Here is a 16,391-nt window from a genome sequence, read left to right as displayed (position 1 = left end):
GCCGAACCGGATGTCTGTTCCGGAGCGACCAGTCAGATTGTTCCGCCGAGCTCCTCGGAGAGGGACTGCAGTTCCTTGCCGCCGGCCATCAGGTTCTGAAGGCCGTCCAGGTCGATCTCGCTCTTCGCAAATGTTCCGAGCGTCTTGCCGCGATTGAGTGCCGTGAACCTGTTGCCCACCGCATAGGCATGGCGGACGTTGTGGGTGATGAAAATGACGCCGAGCCCCTTGTTGCGGACCTGGTCGATATACTTCAGAACCATCGAGGTCTGGGCGACGCCGAGCGCCGAGGTCGGCTCGTCGAGAATGAGAACCTTCGCGCCGAAATAGACGGCGCGGGCAATGGCGACGCACTGGCGCTCGCCGCCGGAGAGCGTGCCGACCGCCTGATCGGGCTCGCGCACGTCGATGCCGATCTTGCGCATCTCGTCCTGTGTCACGTTGTTGGCGAAGTCCATGTCCATGTATTTGAAGGGGCCGAAGCCCTTCAGAGGTTCGCGGCCCATGAAGAAGTTCCGGGTCACCGACATCAGCGGGATCATCGCGAGATCCTGGTAGACGGTCGCGATCCCCGCATCCAGCGCGTCGCGCGGGCCTGTGAAGGATCGCTGCTGCCCGTCGACGAGAAATTCTCCCGATGTCGGTTTGAACACGCCCGACAGCGTATTGATGAGGGTGGACTTGCCGGCGCCGTTGTCCCCGAGAAGGCAGAGGACTTCCCCGGCATGGACACTCAACGAAACGCCATTGAGCGCGATGATGGAGCCGAAGTGCTTGACCAGGTTCCTGATCTCGACGATGGGCGTCTTGGACGTGCTCATCAGCGTTCTCCCGTCACGCGTTTGCGAATGACATTGTTGAAGATGACGGCCGTCAGCAGCATGCCGCCAAGGAAGACGAGATACCAATCCTGGTCGATCGACGTGTAGGTCAGCCCGATCAGAACCATGCCGAAGACGATGGAACCGAAGAAGGCGCCGATCGCCGAGCCGTAGCCGCCGGTCAGCAGGCATCCGCCGATAACGGCCGCGATGATCGCTTCGAATTCCTTCTGAAAGCCGCGGCGCGCATCCGTCGATCCGGCATCGAGCACGGTGAGGATGGCAACGAGAGTGGCGCACATCGCCGTCACGATGAAGAGAGTGGTCTTCACGCGGGCAACGGGGACGCCGGACTTGCGGGCAGCCCGCGGGTCGCCGCCGGAGGCGAAGATCCAGTTGCCGAAGCGCGTCCGCAGCAGCACCCAGGTGGCGATGAGCGCGATCAGCACGAACCACAGGATCTCGACTGGAATGCCGGGAACCTTGGGAGCGCCGCTCGGGAAGGTTTCGATGATGCCGTGGCTCCCAAGCCAGGAGAACAGACCGGCAAAGGCATCGCCTGAGAAGAGCGGCGCAAGCGGGCTGCCGGCCGCGGCCTCCTTCATGCCCCGAAGCTGGGTTGCTCCGCCGCTCGCCCATTTCAGGCCGACGAGCGTCAGGCCGCGCAGGATGAAGAGAAACGCCAGGGTGACGATGAAGGATGGTAGGCCCGTGCGCATCGTCAGCTGCGCGTTCGTGACACCGATGACGACGGCAAAGGCGAGCGTAATCAGAATCGAGACGCTGAGAGGCAGGTGCAGGACGACAAGAGCGGTGCCGAAGACGAGACCGGCGAAGGCGACCATCGAACCGATGGAAAGGTCGAACTCGCCGCCGATCATCAACAGAGCGGCGCCGATTGCCAGAATGCCGAGCTGCGCAGCCGGCGCCATGAAGTTGATCACACCGGCAAGTGTGAACATGGCGGGATTGGCGGTGAAGAAAAAGAAAATCGTGACGAGCGCCAGTCCGGCGACGGCACCGAGCTCCGGACGCCGCAGCAGCGCCCTCGTGGTCGAAACCTTCTTCAGCCGCTCGTCGGGACGGGCCGTAGCTCCGTTCTGTTCGTTGGCCAGCGTCATGGTCATACCTCGGAAATAGACATTATCCGTGCGCCGTCGTCGCCGCGATCAAGGTCGCGCGGCAGAAACGATACGGCTGTGAAGAGCAGCTCCCACCCTCGGTGGGAGCTGCCGCGGTTTCCGCTTAGCGGATACCCTGGGAGGATTTCTCGATAACCGAAGCAGCCGCGTCCTTCTCGACGAAGCTCGGGCCGGAGGCGACGTTGCCTGCCGGGATTGTGCCATAGCGGGCGTTGAGTGCGAGGAAGGTCACAGGCAGATAACCCTGCAGGTAAGGCTGCTGGTCGACGGCGAAGAGAGCCTTGCCATCGGCGACCGCCTGAAGGAAACCGGCAGAGAGGTCGTAGGATGCGACCTTGACCTTGTCGCCGTTGCCCATCTTCTCAACGACGGCAACCGCACGCTCGCCGACGAGCGGTGCCGACAGGCCGAGAACGACGTCGATCGACGGATCGGAGGTCAGAGCAGCCTGAATCTTCGATTCGATTTCGGCGGGGTCCGCTGATGTCGGCAGGACAGTGACCTTGCCGCCTTCGAAGCCCTTCTCGGTGCCGGCGCAACGCTGGTCGAGCGCGGCGTTGCCGACTTCCTGGTTGACGCAGAGGACATGCTTCAGGCCGAGCGACTTGAGCTTTTCCCCGACCTTGATGCCCGCCGGCATCTCGTCCTGGCCGACATGCAGCTTGATGCCGAGTTTTTCGGCGGCTGAAATGCCCGAGTTCATCGAGATAACCGGAATACCGGCGGCGACCGCCTTTTCGATAGCCGGGCCGAGCGCGTCGGGATCAGGATTGGAGACGACGATGCCGGCCGGCTTCTGGTTGACGGCTGCTTCGATGAGCTGGGCCATTGCAACCATGTCGAAAGTCTCCGGCGCGCGATAGTCGACCTTGACGTTACTGTCCTTGGCGGCCTGCATCATGCCGTTCTTGACGATCGACCAGAACGGATCCGACGCCTGCCCATGCGTGACGGCGATGATGCTCGGTTGCTCCTGAGCCTTCACGCCGACCGACCACGACGTGGCAATACCGACGGCGACGACACCATAAGCAAGCTTCTTCAGAATTGATTTCATTTTTTCCTCCTCCGGGCCGTCCACTCCACAGGACGGCTTAAAAACGAATGCTACCGGGTGCAAAATCTTTGCTACCGGGTGCAAACGGGTGCATCATATCGGCGAATAGGCTAAAAGCAAGCATTCATTTCACCGGAATCGGAAAATGGAATGTTTGTTCTATTTTCTTCGGGAGGCGTAATGCGGAAGCGGGCGACAGCAAAACAGGTGGCGGAAGCCGCCGGAGTGTCGAAATGGACGGTCATCCGGGCCTTCACGCCAGGCGCGTCGATCACCGAGGAGAGCAAGCGTAAGGTCCTGGAGACGGCTGCTGCCCTCAACTACACGCCCAACCTCCTGGCGCGCAGTCTCGCGACGAACTCGACGCGGCAGGTGGCAGTGTTTGTCGACGACTTTGCCAACCCGCAAAAGCTCCCCTTCCTCGAGACGCTGACGGAGCAGCTACAGGCGGCCGGCCTGGTTGCGATGCTCATCAACATCAACAATCATTTCGACCACGTGAATGCGCTGCTCCACGCCGACCAGCGTCAGGTCGACGCCATCATTCTCTTCGGCACCGCGTTCCGCGACGAAACCCTGACCGATCGCCAGCTCGGCCACGTCTTGCCGCCGATGTTCGTGCTCGCCCGCGACAGCCAGATCGATGGCGTGCCGGCCGTCGTCTGCGACGCCGAACTCGCCCTCCGGGACATCGTCGACCACCTTTACGACAAGGGATACCGCCGCCCCGCCTTCATGAGCGGAGCGGCGGCGCTATCGACCGCCCTTCGCCGTCGGCAGCATTTTGCGGAATTCTGGGCCGAGAAGGGTATCCGCAACGTCGAGCTCCTGTCCGCCGAGAAGTACAGCGCCGAAGCCGGCGCGACGTCAGTTCGAGATTACCTTTCCAAAACAGCGGCCGCTGATCGAGCGGATGTCCTCATGTGCGAGAACGACATTCTGGCGTTCGGAGCGATGGACGAGATCCGAGGCAAATTCGGCCTTCGCATTCCCGAAGACATTGCAATCGTCGGCTTCGACAATTACGAGCTTGGCGGATCGCACGCCTACAGCCTCACCACCTATGAGCAACCCCGGCATGAAATGGTCCAGGCGATCATCGCCATGATCTTGGGAAGGGTCGAAGCCGAAACCGTCACCCTACCCGGCAAGCTGATCGTTCGGCGCTCGACGTAAACCTCGCATTGAGGAAACCCCTAAGCCAGTTGAGATCCCATCAGGGGTGAGTAGCGGCCTGCACAGTGGCAGAGTGAGGTCGCTAGAAAACTCTCTGGAGGCCAATCATGCCGATAACAGCAGATCAAACTCAAGCGCAGACCGCTACCGCCGTCGATCTTGGCGCAATTTTCATCTCGTTGGAACTGAGCAAATCGTCATGGCTTGTGACCGCGCTATCGCCAGGCAGCGAAAAGATGTCTCGCCATACAGTCACGGGAGGTGACACTGCCGGCCTGTTCTCGTGTCTTGCCGCCCTTCGCCAGAAAGCCCAACGGCGAAAGAACAGACTTTACCCGCTGGTGGTAATCCAAGAGGCTGGACTTGATGGCTTTTGGCTAGGACGGGTACTCAGCAAGGAAACCTGGATTGAGAGCCACATTGTAGAGGCCGCGTCCATTGCCATGCCCCGCCGCCATCGCCGGGCAAAAACGGATCGCATCGACGGCGAAACGCTGATCCGGGCCTTGATGGCGTGGAAACGTGGCGAGCCACGGGCGTGCTCAATGGTCAAACTTCTCACACCTGAGGAGGACGATAATCGTCGGATCGGACGGGAGCGAAAGACCCTGGTTGCCGAACGTGTCTTCCACGTCAATCGCATCAAGGGGTTGCTCTTCACGCAAGGAATACGAGAGTACGAGCCTGTAAATCGCGATCGTCGCCAGCGTCTGGACGAGGTTCGAACTGGAGATGGCCGTCCGCTATCAAAGCATTTAAAGGCAGAAATCTGCAGAGAGCTTGATCGCCTCGAATTGATACTCACACAAATCAAGGCCGTAGAAGCAGAGCGAGATGCGTTGGTCGTCCAGGAGACGCCGGAAACGCCGGCAGGCGCGACGGCGCTTTTGGGAATCAGAGGAATCGGTCCGGAGTTCGCTACGATACTCTACACGGAAGGCCTGTTCCGACACTTCGACAATCGACGGCAAATCGCGTCTTACGCTGGCCTTGCTCCCTCCCCTTGGCAAAGCGGGAACGTCAATCGCGAGCAAGGTGTCTCTAAGGCGGGAAATCCGCGTTTGCGAGCGACAATGGTAGAGCTCGCCTGGTTATGGCTCCGCCATCAACCGAGTTCGGCGCTGACCTGCTGGTTCAAGGAGCGCATCGCCCGCAACAGCGGTCGCCTCAAAAAGCCGACGATCGTGGCTTTGGCCCGCAAACTGCTCGTTGCACTCTGGAAGTACGTGAGTTCCGGCGTCGTAATCGAAGGTGCAATCATGAAAGCTGCCTGACGCGCGAAACGGCCGCAAAAAGTAAATTCTAATCCTCAGGGTGTGATCACCCCCTGTCGGATCCAGGTGAACGGACCGGGATTCCTTTTGGCTTCAACTGCCGGTCTTGAGATTGGTCCCGTTCTCCTGAGCCGCGCCCGCGAAAGCGGGAAATTGGTGCCTGCCGCCAAGAGCGGCGACCGGATGTGAGGTTGTACAGGCTCGATAACGAGCCGGTAAGCGATGGGCTCAGACCGTGGATCTGCGAACAAAGGAGGCTTTGTGATGCCATCCAAATGAACCATTGACAAAAAACCTGATGTGAAAGGAATCGACTGCTGACCCCGCTCATCAAGCGGCATTACGACGCTCTCAACTGTATTAGAGCCGGTATTCGCGCGCGCAAGTTGACTGAAGATGAGACCAATGCCTGAGGGAAGCCGGATAGCGCCGCTTCGACGAGGTTCTCGCCAGCGAGCTTGGCGGGCTTGGGCAGGATTTACTGATGCTTGCCCATGGTGGATGCCGCTTTGTCAAAGGCTCCAAGGACCGATACGGGCAACCGGCAGGAGACGCCTGCCTCACGGAAATCGCCAGGGTGCTGGAACGCTACACGCGCAGCAAACACGACCTTGTTGCCCGCTATGGCGGAGGGTATTGCGCTGGCGCCGCACTAGCCCCCCGTGCCTTTCGACCCGCCATCACTAGCTGCTGAATTGTCGGCGAAACTCTTCGAGCTTACACTTCTGCTCACCGTTAACGTCAAAATTTTCTGGCGCGAGCCATGCCTCGTATGCAGGTTTGAGGGCAAGCCAATCCTTATCGAGCATTGCAAACCAAGCCGTATCCCGGTTGAATCCCTTGACGATCAAGTGTTGGCGGAAAAGACCTTCGTGTTGGAACCCAAATCGCAAAGCTGCTCGTTTCGAAGGTAGATTCTCGTTGTTGCATTTCCATTCAAAGCGTCGATAACCCAAGTCATCAAACAGATGACGAGCGAACAAGTAGAGTGCTTCTGTCGCTGCCGGTTTGCGCGAGATAAGCGATCCCCAGTAGATGTGCCCAATTTCGGCCACGCCATTGGCAGCATCAAGGCGCATAAGCGTTTGGCGACCGGCGACCTTTCCTGTTGCCTTGTCTATCACTGCAAAGAACAAGGGATCCTCACTCGCTGCCGAACTCTCCACCCATGCACGGAAGTGAAACCTATCCGTCGGCGGAAAATCAGGCAGCCATCGAAAACGATCAGCACCATCAGCTTGTGCCGAGGCGGCGAAAAGATCATCAGAGTGCCTGTCGGCGTCGAGCTTTTCCAGCCGGACTAGGCGGCCCTCCATCTCCTGAATGTTGGGTCGCTGACGTGGCGTCCATTGCTGCATTTCTTCGGCCATTTCAGGCTCCTATTCCGGGACTGTCTGTTAGAATTGCTAAACGTCATGCTTCCGGGGCATCGACGTTTTCTAGTGTCTCGCCCTTTCCCACCCGAACAAAGACATATCGAACTTTGTCTCCACCTTGGAGAATTTGGCAGCGATGGATCGCGCGGCGCGGGAAGTAGGCATAGTCCCCTTCGCCAAGTTCAAATGACTTCTTGCCGCCCACCCCGTAATCAACCCGGATACGGCCAGAAAGCATGTACATTACGCTGTCGAAATCCTTGTGGTGGTGCCACTGACTGGGTTGATCAAGGGCAGTGACATGGCACTCGCCAACCCAAAGGTCGCCCGCTTCCACCGCCTTGCGACGGTTCTGGCCTGGCGTAATTGGACCTTCTTCAAGCTCATGTGCCCGAACAACCCTAATATCTTCAAAAAGCCCGATGCTCATCCGCGTCTCCTTTAGCGTAGGATGGCTTGTTGACTACCGGCGCAATTATGCACAACGTCGGCGAACAATAGATGGCCATAATTTGTCGTGAAACGGTCAAATAGCGGATGTTTCGAGGCTCGAAATCGGGCGAATATTTAAGCTGCGAGCTTGTCCCGGTGTGAGTCCAAACGAGCGCCGAAAGGCGACGCCTAATGCAGATTGGCTTTTGAAGCCGACGGCGGCCGCAACGAGGGAAATGTCCCCATGCGTCATCAGTAGCACGAAGGCCGCATTTAATCTCGCCTGTAATCGCCATTGCCCAAAGCTGATGCCGGTCTCGCGATGGAAAAGTCGCGCCAATGTCCGGCTGGAAGCACCGCACGTATCAGCCCAATCCTCAAGAGTTCTTGGATCACTGGGGTTTGCGATAATCGCTTGGGCGAGCCGAGCCAACCGATCATCGTGGGGGAGAGGGAGGCGCGTCAGCAATGTCTTCGCATGCCTGATTTCGTCTAGGATGAGCGCGATCATATGAGGGACACGTCCTTGAAGTTCCCAATCAACCGGCTCATTGCAGACTGCGACGATCAATTCGCGAAGAAGCGGGCTGACAGCCATGACCCGTGTTTCGTCGGCAACGGCCTCCGCGAGGTTATGATTCATGAATAGTCCGCGCATCGCCACTCTGCCTTCCATGGTGATGGAATGGTGCTCGTTTGCGGGCAACAGCAGGGCTTTCGTTGGGGGCAGAACGAATAGGGCTTCTTCGGTCTCCACCCGCATTACACCGGTAATACCGTACACGAGTTGCGCTTTTGAATGACTATGCATCCCCGATACAAGTCCATCCGGGTAGTCCATGGCATAGCCGACAGCCGCCCGTTCCGCCGCCTCATTCGTTGCCATAAGCGCCTGTCGCTCTGGCGACAAGAAAATAAATCCTGCCTGCATTCGGACAGCTTAAACGCGTCTCAGGACTGAGACAAGTCGGTGCCGTGCTGCACGAGCGATACGCTCGGTCCGCCATATGGACCCCGAATAACCCGCCCGTGAAGTCCCCGCCGATTTGTCCGAAAAGGACATGATCGAAATGCGACCACGCTCTCCGCTCAGCGATGCACTGTCACGCTGCCAAGGCTTGACCTCTTTATCGATGACGACCGCATAGAGATCGACTCCAACACCGTCGAACGATCCACAAGGCCATTTGCTCTCAATCGAAAAAATGCCCTTTTCGCGGGCTCCGACGCCGGGGCCGAACACTGGCTACCATCGCATCGCTCATCGAAACTGCCAAACTCAACAGCGTCGAGCCGCTGGCCTATCTTACCGACGTCCTCACCAAGATCGTGAACGGCCATCCAACAGTCAATCGACGAGTTATTGCCCTGGTCATATGGTTATCCCGGCAAACCTGTCCTCCAGCCCGTGGCCTGAGAACCTCGCTTACAATCCGTCTGCGCCGAGGATACGTTTTCGCAGGACCTTCATACCTACGAGCCGGCCCGCGAAAGGCTTCAGCCGCTGATCGAAAAGGTATGGGGTTATTGCGAGGCCGACGAGATCGGCGCCAAGACGGTGACGCTCAAAGTCAAAATATGCCGACTTCAACCAGATCACCCGTAGCAAGACGGTTCCCCCCTACCGGCGATCACCGACCTCGAGGATATCATCGACTTGCTGCTGGCCCCGATCGTTCGGCCGTGAAACTTCGCTGACTCGGCCCTGCAAGATCCGGGCATGGTCGCGGCGGCGGCCAGGATACCGCTCTTCCAGCAGCTGGGCCTCCTCCACCCATTCAAGGTGGAACATCTGATAGTCATGTTGTAATTCACACCAAGCGCCAACTATGCGGCGTTTGCCGTTGAATCCGACCCCGATCGGCCAAATCACCCGCCTAGTTCGCTCGCCGGAGGGCGCGAAATAGACAATCCGCAACTTGCGCTGCTCGCGGAAAGCCAGGCGCAACAGTGACAGATCGAGTGGTTGAGCATTGTCTGCAGCATTGCACACATAGAAGGCGTTGAATTCCATTTCATCGCGGATATCCGGGGGCAATACAGCGCCGATCTTTGCCATCGCATCCGCTGCCGCCCGCGCTAACTCTGGATCGGCGTGTTGCGTTACCCACTTTGCGCCGAGGGCGAGGCCTTGAATCTCCTCTTTCGAGAACATCAGCGGTGGCAACAGAAAGTCGGGGCGGAGCACATAACCGACCCCACTCTCGCCGTCGATTATCGCCCCGAGCGCCTGAAGGGCTGCAATGTCCCGATAGACTGTACGCAGCGAAACGCCCGCTTCCCGTGCAAGATCAGCTCCCCGAATCGGCCGCCGGTGGCGGCGTAGCATCTGCATGAGATCGAACAGTCGCTTGCTTTTTGACATTGGAACAGCCTATCAGCCAAGTAGTGCCTGGTGTAGTCTACTGCATTGCGACCAACGCTTTGCCTTTTAATTTCAAGCCCCGTTCAAGGGCCGTTATCAAGGGGATCGCTCCACTCAAAGGTACAGTTTCACTAACCGGCAACCGAAGTTTTCCGCTCTCAGCAGCACTTGCCAAACCGTCCAGGATCTCGGCCCGCGCCGTACAGATGATCGGTTTGAGCCGCCGATTGAACAACGCGCGGATGAATTTTACAGGTGTCGGATCAATATCGAGGAATACTCCTCCTTTCCGTAACAAACCGAGACCTACAGCAACCGACATCGCTCCTGCCGTGTCATAAACAACGTCAAAGCGGCCGCCGAGTTTCGCGAGGTCGGTGGTGCGGTAGTCGAAAATATTGGTGACCCCAAGTTCCCGGGCGTGAGGCATAGCGTCCGCGTTGCAGGTGCCGGACACTGTAGCACCAAGCATCCGAGCTATCTGCACTGTCGCCGAGCCGACGGCGCCCATACAGCCGTTAACGAAAACATGTTGCCCAGCTTTTAGGCGAGCCTTATCGACCAGGCCATTCCAGGCAGTAACGCCAGGAGTGCCGAGGCAGGCTGCGTCCTCGAAAGAGACGGCATCTGGCTTCTTGGCAAGAAATCTTTCCGAGGCGACGACGGCCTCGCCGAGCGCACCACAATCCTTGACGTGCGTCAGGCCGAACACAGCATCACCCGGTTTGAAGCGGGTGACGTCAGCCCCAACCGAGGTCACCGTGCCGGAGAAATCACAGCCCATCCCCCGCGGGAAAGTCTTGCCTGTGACCATTTTAAGGTAACCATTCCTCAGCTTCCAGTCGACCGGATTGATGGCGGCGAATCTTACCTTAACGGCCACCTCATTGGATTTGGGTGCGCTGAGGACAAAGGTATCAAGATGCATGACATCAGGACCACCATATCGGGTGTATTGAATACGTTTCACAATGATCTTTCATTTGCGTTGCGGAAGATTGCCCTAACGTAGCGCAAGGCAGTGACAGAATTTGTCAGCAATGATTTATCGCATATTTTAGGCTGTTGACCTATCAGGAGAGAAATTCCCGCTCCGGATTTTTGGAGCATGTCGATGGTTATGAATGCCATTAAGCGGACGCAGCATCCCCTCCGACTGGGGCATGGATCGCGACGGCAAGCACACTACAATTGCCGAGGAGGTGCGCGCCTTGCTGCTAGACCAAAGAATTTCCGGCCTGTCGCTGTTGATCGAGGTGCTGGTGAGCGCGCTTCGCTTCAACCCGCTGATCGTACCCGTCCTGACGACCAAGCAAGGCGACGACTTCAACCGTCATGAACCGGCCGCGTTCGGACCGCCCCCTTCAGCGTCCATCTGCGGGATCTGGGGGCGATCAAAACTCTGCCCCGCACCGAGGCCATCGACGAGATCCTCCTGCTGAGCGAAGCGGTTATCGACGCGGGGCCGAGCCTGATAGGACCACCACCGCCCCGCAAGCTCGTGGACGTCGCCACGGCAAAAATTCGTTGCCCCTGAGCCAGCTCTCATCGCGAGGCGCTGCGAGCATGATGGACTTGCCAGCGCCAATGACCACCACCGCGGTGCTTTCGGCAGGTGACGTGCTCAATTTCACAGCGCGGCTGGTCGGAACGGCCCACGTATGTCCTTTTTGCGTCGAAAACTTTGTCGTCGCCTTCAATCCATGGGGAGGGAAGCGCGGCTATATTTGCAAGGATCGCCTCGTCCTGCCTAGATAAGTTCGCTCGACATGACGACGGGCAACGCCATGGCTGCGGGAATCTCCCATCTCCCTCGCCCGCTCGGCCATGGCGCTTTCGATCGCAACCACCTCCTCGTCGCGTACGGCGTCTTGGAGACCTCGTCCCGTTTTGTTGGCAACCCCTCAGCGTGCCGCTGCAAACAGATCGGCGAGGCCATCACCAACGCACACGCACTCGGAAATGCCGGCGCATTAGCAGCCCAAAGGAACCGCGCCACCTGCGGCCTCAACTCACGGCTCTATTGCCCGCTATCAACGATGTAGGCGCGCCGATCGGCTCACTTTGAGAGGCGGTCCAATCGAGGTTCCCGTTTCCGGGTTTGCTGCGGCCCTTCCCCGTAAAAGTGTCTGTACATTGCAGAAAAACGGCCTGCGTGGAAGAAGCCCCACTTCAGACAGATTTCCTTGATGCTTTGTTGGTTCGAGGGATCGAGAAGATCTTGCCTAGCTGCCCTCAATCTTAGTGTTCTCAAGTAGCTGGCCGGTGTAGCCTCCTTGAACGCTCGGAAGCCGTTTTCCAACGTGCGAACTGAGACATTGGCGGATTGAGCCACCATCGAAATCGTGATCGGCTTTCCGATGTTCACATGCATGAAATCGATAGCACGGCGAATGTGCCACGGTGTTGGTAGGAATCTCTTTTGTTCCAGTTGGTCGGAATAGCGGTGAGGCACCGACAGAACCAGTAAATGAGCAAGTGCATTGGTGAGGTTACCAAACGCTATGGGTGACTGAAGCAAGATGGCGTCCCCATTCATGCCGCAGATGATTGTTTCGACAAGATTCTTAATCAAATGTGCCGAAGCACCGGATCTATCAATTAGTGTTGACAGGTCGAGCGATCCATTAAGGGGCATTTCAAAAAGTTCGCCGAACGCTTGGGAAATCATGCCCCAGTCTATGAAGATGTTCTGCGATCGATGGAACATTCCCCGCACTAGGAAGCGATCTGCCTCACGGCTATGCCCGAGCAATATTTGACCCGGTGATGCTGCTATTGTGGTTTGTCGTCGGGTCAGGCCGGCGAGGCCCTCTCGCGCGACATGGATAGTTAGCAATTCCGGGGTATCTGCCGTTGCCCATAGATCGCACTCGCCGTTGCACGCGAGTTCAACAAACCTCAATGGGCCGTGAGAGCGCGCATTGGCCGCCCAATCGAAGCATCCATTTGTATTTGTGGGCACCGCGTGGAACTGACCAGCGTGACTGAACGTGCTCAACTTACTTTCGAAGTTTGCGCCCGTCCATTGTAGTTCAGCATTGGAATTACCGTTCACCTGACACCTTTAATGTCCAGCATAGCTATTGGCTCGGCCTGAGCCCTGTGGACGGTCGAATTTTGCGGAATTTAGATGTTGTTCGCAATCTTTATCACGCAGAGAGTACGGCTGCAATCTTACAATTGTGAACTACCCGCCATCTAGTTTGAATTGCTAGGGCTCATGCCTCACCCTCACAACTTCGGCAGACTCCATACAGCGGCAGCCTGACGCGGGCTTTGAAACAGAAACAAGCACCGACGAGGAATGCGCCTGAATGCGTTGGTAGTAGTGCAGGCCACGGCGCGATTTGATGATCACCGCAGTGCAACCCAGCGACCCGAACCCGGTTTGTTATCGTCGGCATCGCCCGCGCGATGGCAGTACGATCAACCATTGTCTCGACGGCCCGCCCGATGTGGGTCGATTTTTCTCATTCCAATAGCGATTACTGATCCTCGGATGACCGCATTTTAGACTGCGTCCAACTATGTGAAGGATAAAATTCTTCCGAGATCGCCAAAGCTCAGTGAACATTCCAGCTCTTCACCTAGAGTGTGTCGATGTGGGATCAGGAATTTATCCCGAGCCCGATACTGTGCCGAGCTCATTCACTAAAGCCCGAGATTTCCGGTATCCACCTTTCGTCCCGATATCCGATTTTCGCACGAAACATCATTTGCGGGTGATGGAGTAAGAATGGATTAAGCTTACCATCTTTATCTGACGACGGACCAGAAGCGTGTAGTCATGTGAATTTTGGGCGAGTCAGATGCATACATTCTATCGGAACGACGAAAATTCGCTCGATGTCGATTCGCTTCAGAAACCTGCCAATGCTGGTGGTGAGTCGGTTCATGTCATGCTCAACGAAGTCTTCGTGCCATTTGAAAGATCGGCGGAAGAGCGCAGAAGATCTGATGCGGCATTTCAATCCACCTACATGATCTACGACGAATTTGCGTCTGGCGACCGCACTGACGTCTTTCTCGTAGAGAAAACAAACCACGTCGTATTATTGCGCCAGGGCTTTAGCCATTTAATTCGACAACTCAAAGCCGCGCTGTCCTCGAGTGCCGGCAGCATCGGCCTCATTAGAGACCTTCCCTGGTGGCTCGCCTCCGGTGCCCTAAGATCTCTCCAAATGGACGGACGAGCATGCTGCTTCGCTGAAGGAAGACGCCGCCACCTTCGATCAGGTCGTTGTCAATGTTGGCTCCTCGACAAAATTGATGGATCAGGGCAGGCAGCAGAACTCGGCCAAAGTGGAAGAATCGGCTGCCCCCGCGTCAGGCCCCAAAGAGGAAGGCACGAAATTGCGCGGTCTCGTCGCCGCTTCAAGCTCGAGGTTGCTTCCGGTCCACGCATCACTGGCGAGACGAGCACACCGATAGCCTCGCCTGGCCTCCGCCAGAAGCTTCCCGGCGCGCTCACAGGTAGGATTCGAGCATGATGAAGAATAACATCGTGAAGCTTGCGGATACGCTCCCCATACCCTTCCCACTGGCGGATGTCACGGACAACTCGCCCGACTATATCATTGCATTCGATCTTCAAGACCGAATTTGTTACCTCAACAAAAAACTCGCAATCCGGCTCGCATTTGTCGATATCGGCCACGCTATCGGAAAGAGATCCATCGATATCTGGCCGGATGGACGCTTTAACAAATTGATGAAAGCGTCGCACCATACCATCTGCACTGGTGAAACACAGACCATAGAACTCGCTGCGCCTGATGAAGACGGCGTGATTAGATATTCCGACATACGCATTGTACCCCGCCGGGACGATGAGGGGAAGATCGTAGGGACCATAGCTTTCGGTCGGGATATTTCCCTTCTGAGGAAGCACACTGATTCATTGATGCAAAGTGAATACCATTTTCGTACCCTGGTAGAAAATACGCCGGACATGATCGTTAGGTACGGCTTGGATGGTAAGCGCTTGTACGTCAACCCTGCTTTTTCTGCACTACTCGGCTTCAATACCGATGAATTGCTTGAAAGATCGCCAGTTGAATTTCCTGTAGCCGATGTTGCCGCGATGATTCAGAAGAGAATTTTGCAGGTGGCAGAAACCAATCAAAGCACCGAATTTGAATTCGAATGGCAATCAATCGACGGCGAGTTGAAATGTTGCCTTGCGAAGCAAGTGCCAGAACGCGATGAACACGGCAACGTCCAAAGTGTGCTTGCTATTTATCGCGACGCGACGGACCTAAAATTTGCGCAGCGCCGGCTTGTCGAAATTGCCTATTCGGATGCTTTGACTGGCTTGCCAAACAGGAAGTTTTTTCAAGAAAAGCTTGAGGCAGCAATCGAGGCCGCGCGACGCGCGGGAGGATCGTTTGCCGTTGCTATGATTGATTTAGATAGATTCAAGTTCGTTAACGATACAATGGGGCATCAGGCCGGCGACCGTTTGCTGAAAGAGATAGCGCAAAGGCTCAAAGAAAGTGTTCGAGATAGCGACCTAATCGCACGGTTTGGTGGTGACGAGTTCATGATCCTCTTGCCGGAAACAACTGATTGCGACACGGCGGCGAAGGTCGCAAGGCGAATATCAAATACCGTCGCGGGAAAGTATTGCTTCTCCGAACACGAATTTTATGTAACTTGCAGCACAGGGGTGGCAGTTTTTCCGCGGGATGGCGCAAGTTCGGACGAGCTTATCCGAAATGCCGATTTGGCTATGTATGAAGCCAAGAGGTCAGGTAAAAACGAATTTCGTCTCTATGCCCCAAACTTGATAAAGAAGGCTCAGCAGTACTTCCAACTGAGCAGCTGCTTGAGACAGGCGTTCGACAGCGAGGAATTCGAGCTCGTTTTCCAGCCCCAGGTATCGTTGCAAACCGAAGAGTTGGTGGGGTGCGAAGCATTGTTGCGTTGGCATTCCCTTACTCTTGGCCCAATTTCTCCCGCCGAGTTCATCCCGGTCGCCGAAGAGCTAGATATCATTTCCGAGATTGGTGATTGGGTGCTGGCGGAAGCCTGCAAGTTTGCCGCCGAACTCAACAACACCCGAAAGCAGCCTCTTACCGTCGCCATCAATATATCGCCGAAGCAATTGAGCAAGAGAGGTTTCGCCCAGCACGCTTTGCAGATCATCGATGCCCATCTTTCCAACCGGAAATATATTGAATTCGAGCTTACGGAGTCCGCGTTGCTTACCGACAACGACACCAATCGCGAAACTATTTCAACCATTCGCAACGCCGGCGTTAGGTTCGCGCTTGACGATTTCGGAACCGGCTTTGCTGCACTGTCCTATTTGGCGGATTTCAATCTCGATACGCTTAAGATCGACAGGTCGTTCGTAGCAGCCGTCACGTCCGACAAGCGGAAAGCAGACCTCGTGTTCTCGATTATACGAATGGCGCAATGTCTCGGGCTAACCACCGTGGCGGAGGGAGTTGAGACGAAAGAGCAAGCACAATGCCTGGCTGCAAGCGGATGTGATTTCGGTCAAGGCTGGCTCTACGGCAAGCCGATGAAGAAGACTGACTTCCTTAAGAGTCATCGTATATCTCCGGCAATGCTTTAATAGCTCTCCGCCGCTACCTCCCTGTCTTCGTGGGCTGTCCACGGTGTTCGGGGTGCGATGTTCCCCACGACTGACGTTTGCATGCATGAAGTCAATGGCGCGTCGAACACTGCGCGGTGAAACCAACTTACTCTCGCTCTGTAAGCCCGTGGAAAAGCGATG

14 protein-coding genes and 3 pseudogenes are annotated in these 16,391 nt (G+C 56.6%); 8 read left to right on the top strand and 9 right to left on the bottom strand.

From position 1 onward, the window contains the following. Positions 1 to 32 precede the first annotated feature (32 nt). The 3 genes from ACODR6_RS27765 to ACODR6_RS27755 form a co-directional block, all read right to left on the bottom strand. On the bottom strand, positions 33 to 821 hold the full coding sequence (locus ACODR6_RS27765; RefSeq protein ID WP_489025562.1) for an ATP-binding cassette domain-containing protein: 789 nt from the start codon (positions 819 to 821) through the stop codon (positions 33 to 35). Further along, on the bottom strand, positions 821 to 1,942 hold the full coding sequence (locus ACODR6_RS27760) for an ABC transporter permease (protein WP_489025560.1): 1,122 nt from the start codon (positions 1,940 to 1,942) through the stop codon (positions 821 to 823). Before ACODR6_RS27760 ends, ACODR6_RS27765 begins: the two co-directional genes overlap by 1 nt. Positions 1,943 to 2,066: 124 nt before the next feature. Beyond that, a complete protein-coding gene (locus tag ACODR6_RS27755) occupies positions 2,067 to 3,020 on the bottom strand; it encodes a sugar ABC transporter substrate-binding protein (protein ID WP_489025558.1) in 954 nt (317 codons plus the stop codon). A gap of 180 nt (positions 3,021 to 3,200) precedes the next feature. Between ACODR6_RS27755 and ACODR6_RS27750 the strand changes: the two genes are divergently transcribed. The 3 genes from ACODR6_RS27750 (at position 3,201) to ACODR6_RS27740 (ending at position 6,164) form a co-directional block, all read left to right on the top strand. Further along, positions 3,201 to 4,196, top strand: coding sequence for a LacI family DNA-binding transcriptional regulator (locus ACODR6_RS27750; RefSeq protein ID WP_489025556.1), 996 nt, complete (start codon positions 3,201 to 3,203; stop codon positions 4,194 to 4,196). 107 nt (positions 4,197 to 4,303) lie between these two features. After that, on the top strand, positions 4,304 to 5,470 hold the full coding sequence (locus tag ACODR6_RS27745) for an IS110 family RNA-guided transposase (protein ID WP_489025554.1): 1,167 nt from the start codon (positions 4,304 to 4,306) through the stop codon (positions 5,468 to 5,470). Positions 5,471 to 5,954: 484 nt separating this feature from the next. Then, a complete protein-coding gene (locus ACODR6_RS27740; protein ID WP_489025552.1) occupies positions 5,955 to 6,164 on the top strand; it encodes a diguanylate cyclase domain-containing protein in 210 nt (69 codons plus the stop codon). Here ACODR6_RS27740 and ACODR6_RS27735 read toward each other — a convergent pair. From ACODR6_RS27735 to ACODR6_RS27725, 3 genes are all read right to left on the bottom strand, one after another. Then, positions 6,154 to 6,840, bottom strand: a complete 687-nt coding sequence (locus ACODR6_RS27735; RefSeq protein WP_489025550.1) for a GNAT family N-acetyltransferase — start codon at positions 6,838 to 6,840, stop codon at positions 6,154 to 6,156. The genes ACODR6_RS27740 and ACODR6_RS27735 overlap by 11 nt on opposite strands. 43 nt (positions 6,841 to 6,883) lie before the next feature. Continuing rightward, entirely contained in the window at positions 6,884 to 7,276 is a 393-nt protein-coding gene (locus tag ACODR6_RS27730) for a cupin domain-containing protein (RefSeq protein WP_489025548.1), read from the bottom strand. Positions 7,277 to 7,372: 96 nt separating this feature from the next. Continuing rightward, positions 7,373 to 8,164, bottom strand: a complete 792-nt coding sequence (locus tag ACODR6_RS27725) for an AraC family ligand binding domain-containing protein (protein ID WP_489025546.1) — start codon at positions 8,162 to 8,164, stop codon at positions 7,373 to 7,375. 231 nt (positions 8,165 to 8,395) lie between these two features. On the opposite strand from ACODR6_RS27725, the pseudogene ACODR6_RS27720 reads away from it, so the two are divergent. Together ACODR6_RS27720 and ACODR6_RS27715 are read left to right on the top strand one after the other, a co-directional pair. Then, positions 8,396 to 8,695 (top strand): annotated as a pseudogene (locus ACODR6_RS27720) (transposase domain-containing protein); the annotation flags it as partial. Positions 8,696 to 8,707: 12 nt separating this feature from the next. Further along, a pseudogene (locus ACODR6_RS27715) lies at positions 8,708 to 8,962 on the top strand (DinB/UmuC family translesion DNA polymerase); the annotation flags it as partial. 87 nt (positions 8,963 to 9,049) lie between these two features. On the opposite strand, the pseudogene ACODR6_RS27710 reads toward ACODR6_RS27715, so the two are convergent. Together ACODR6_RS27710 and ACODR6_RS27705 are read right to left on the bottom strand one after the other, a co-directional pair. Continuing rightward, positions 9,050 to 9,643, bottom strand: a pseudogene (locus ACODR6_RS27710) (helix-turn-helix transcriptional regulator); the annotation flags it as partial. Between the two features lie 37 nt (positions 9,644 to 9,680). Next, positions 9,681 to 10,613 (bottom strand): NAD(P)-dependent alcohol dehydrogenase, encoded by a 933-nt coding sequence (locus ACODR6_RS27705; RefSeq protein WP_489025544.1) that lies wholly within the window; start codon positions 10,611 to 10,613, stop codon positions 9,681 to 9,683. Positions 10,614 to 10,806: 193 nt separating this feature from the next. Here ACODR6_RS27705 and ACODR6_RS27700 point away from each other — a divergent pair, with 193 nt between their 5' ends. After that, positions 10,807 to 11,085 (top strand): hypothetical protein, encoded by a 279-nt coding sequence (locus ACODR6_RS27700; protein ID WP_489025542.1) that lies wholly within the window; start codon positions 10,807 to 10,809, stop codon positions 11,083 to 11,085. A gap of 617 nt (positions 11,086 to 11,702) precedes the next feature. Here the strand turns inward: ACODR6_RS27700 and ACODR6_RS27695 are convergent. Beyond that, positions 11,703 to 12,701, bottom strand: a complete 999-nt coding sequence (locus tag ACODR6_RS27695; RefSeq protein ID WP_489025541.1) for a helix-turn-helix transcriptional regulator — start codon at positions 12,699 to 12,701, stop codon at positions 11,703 to 11,705. A 754-nt stretch (positions 12,702 to 13,455) separates the two neighbouring features. Here ACODR6_RS27695 and ACODR6_RS27690 point away from each other — a divergent pair. After that, positions 13,456 to 14,136, top strand: a complete 681-nt coding sequence (locus tag ACODR6_RS27690; RefSeq protein WP_489025539.1) for a hypothetical protein — start codon at positions 13,456 to 13,458, stop codon at positions 14,134 to 14,136. Next, complete coding sequence (locus ACODR6_RS27685) at positions 14,133 to 16,229, top strand: sensor domain-containing protein (protein ID WP_489025537.1); 2,097 nt, start codon at positions 14,133 to 14,135, stop codon at positions 16,227 to 16,229. Before ACODR6_RS27690 ends, ACODR6_RS27685 begins: the two co-directional genes overlap by 4 nt. The last annotated feature ends 162 nt before the right edge of the window (positions 16,230 to 16,391 follow it).

This window comes from Rhizobium sp. FG96 (assembly GCF_057808655.1).
Note: the sequence above shows the minus strand (reverse complement) of the source record. Positions and strands in the feature narration are given on the sequence as shown.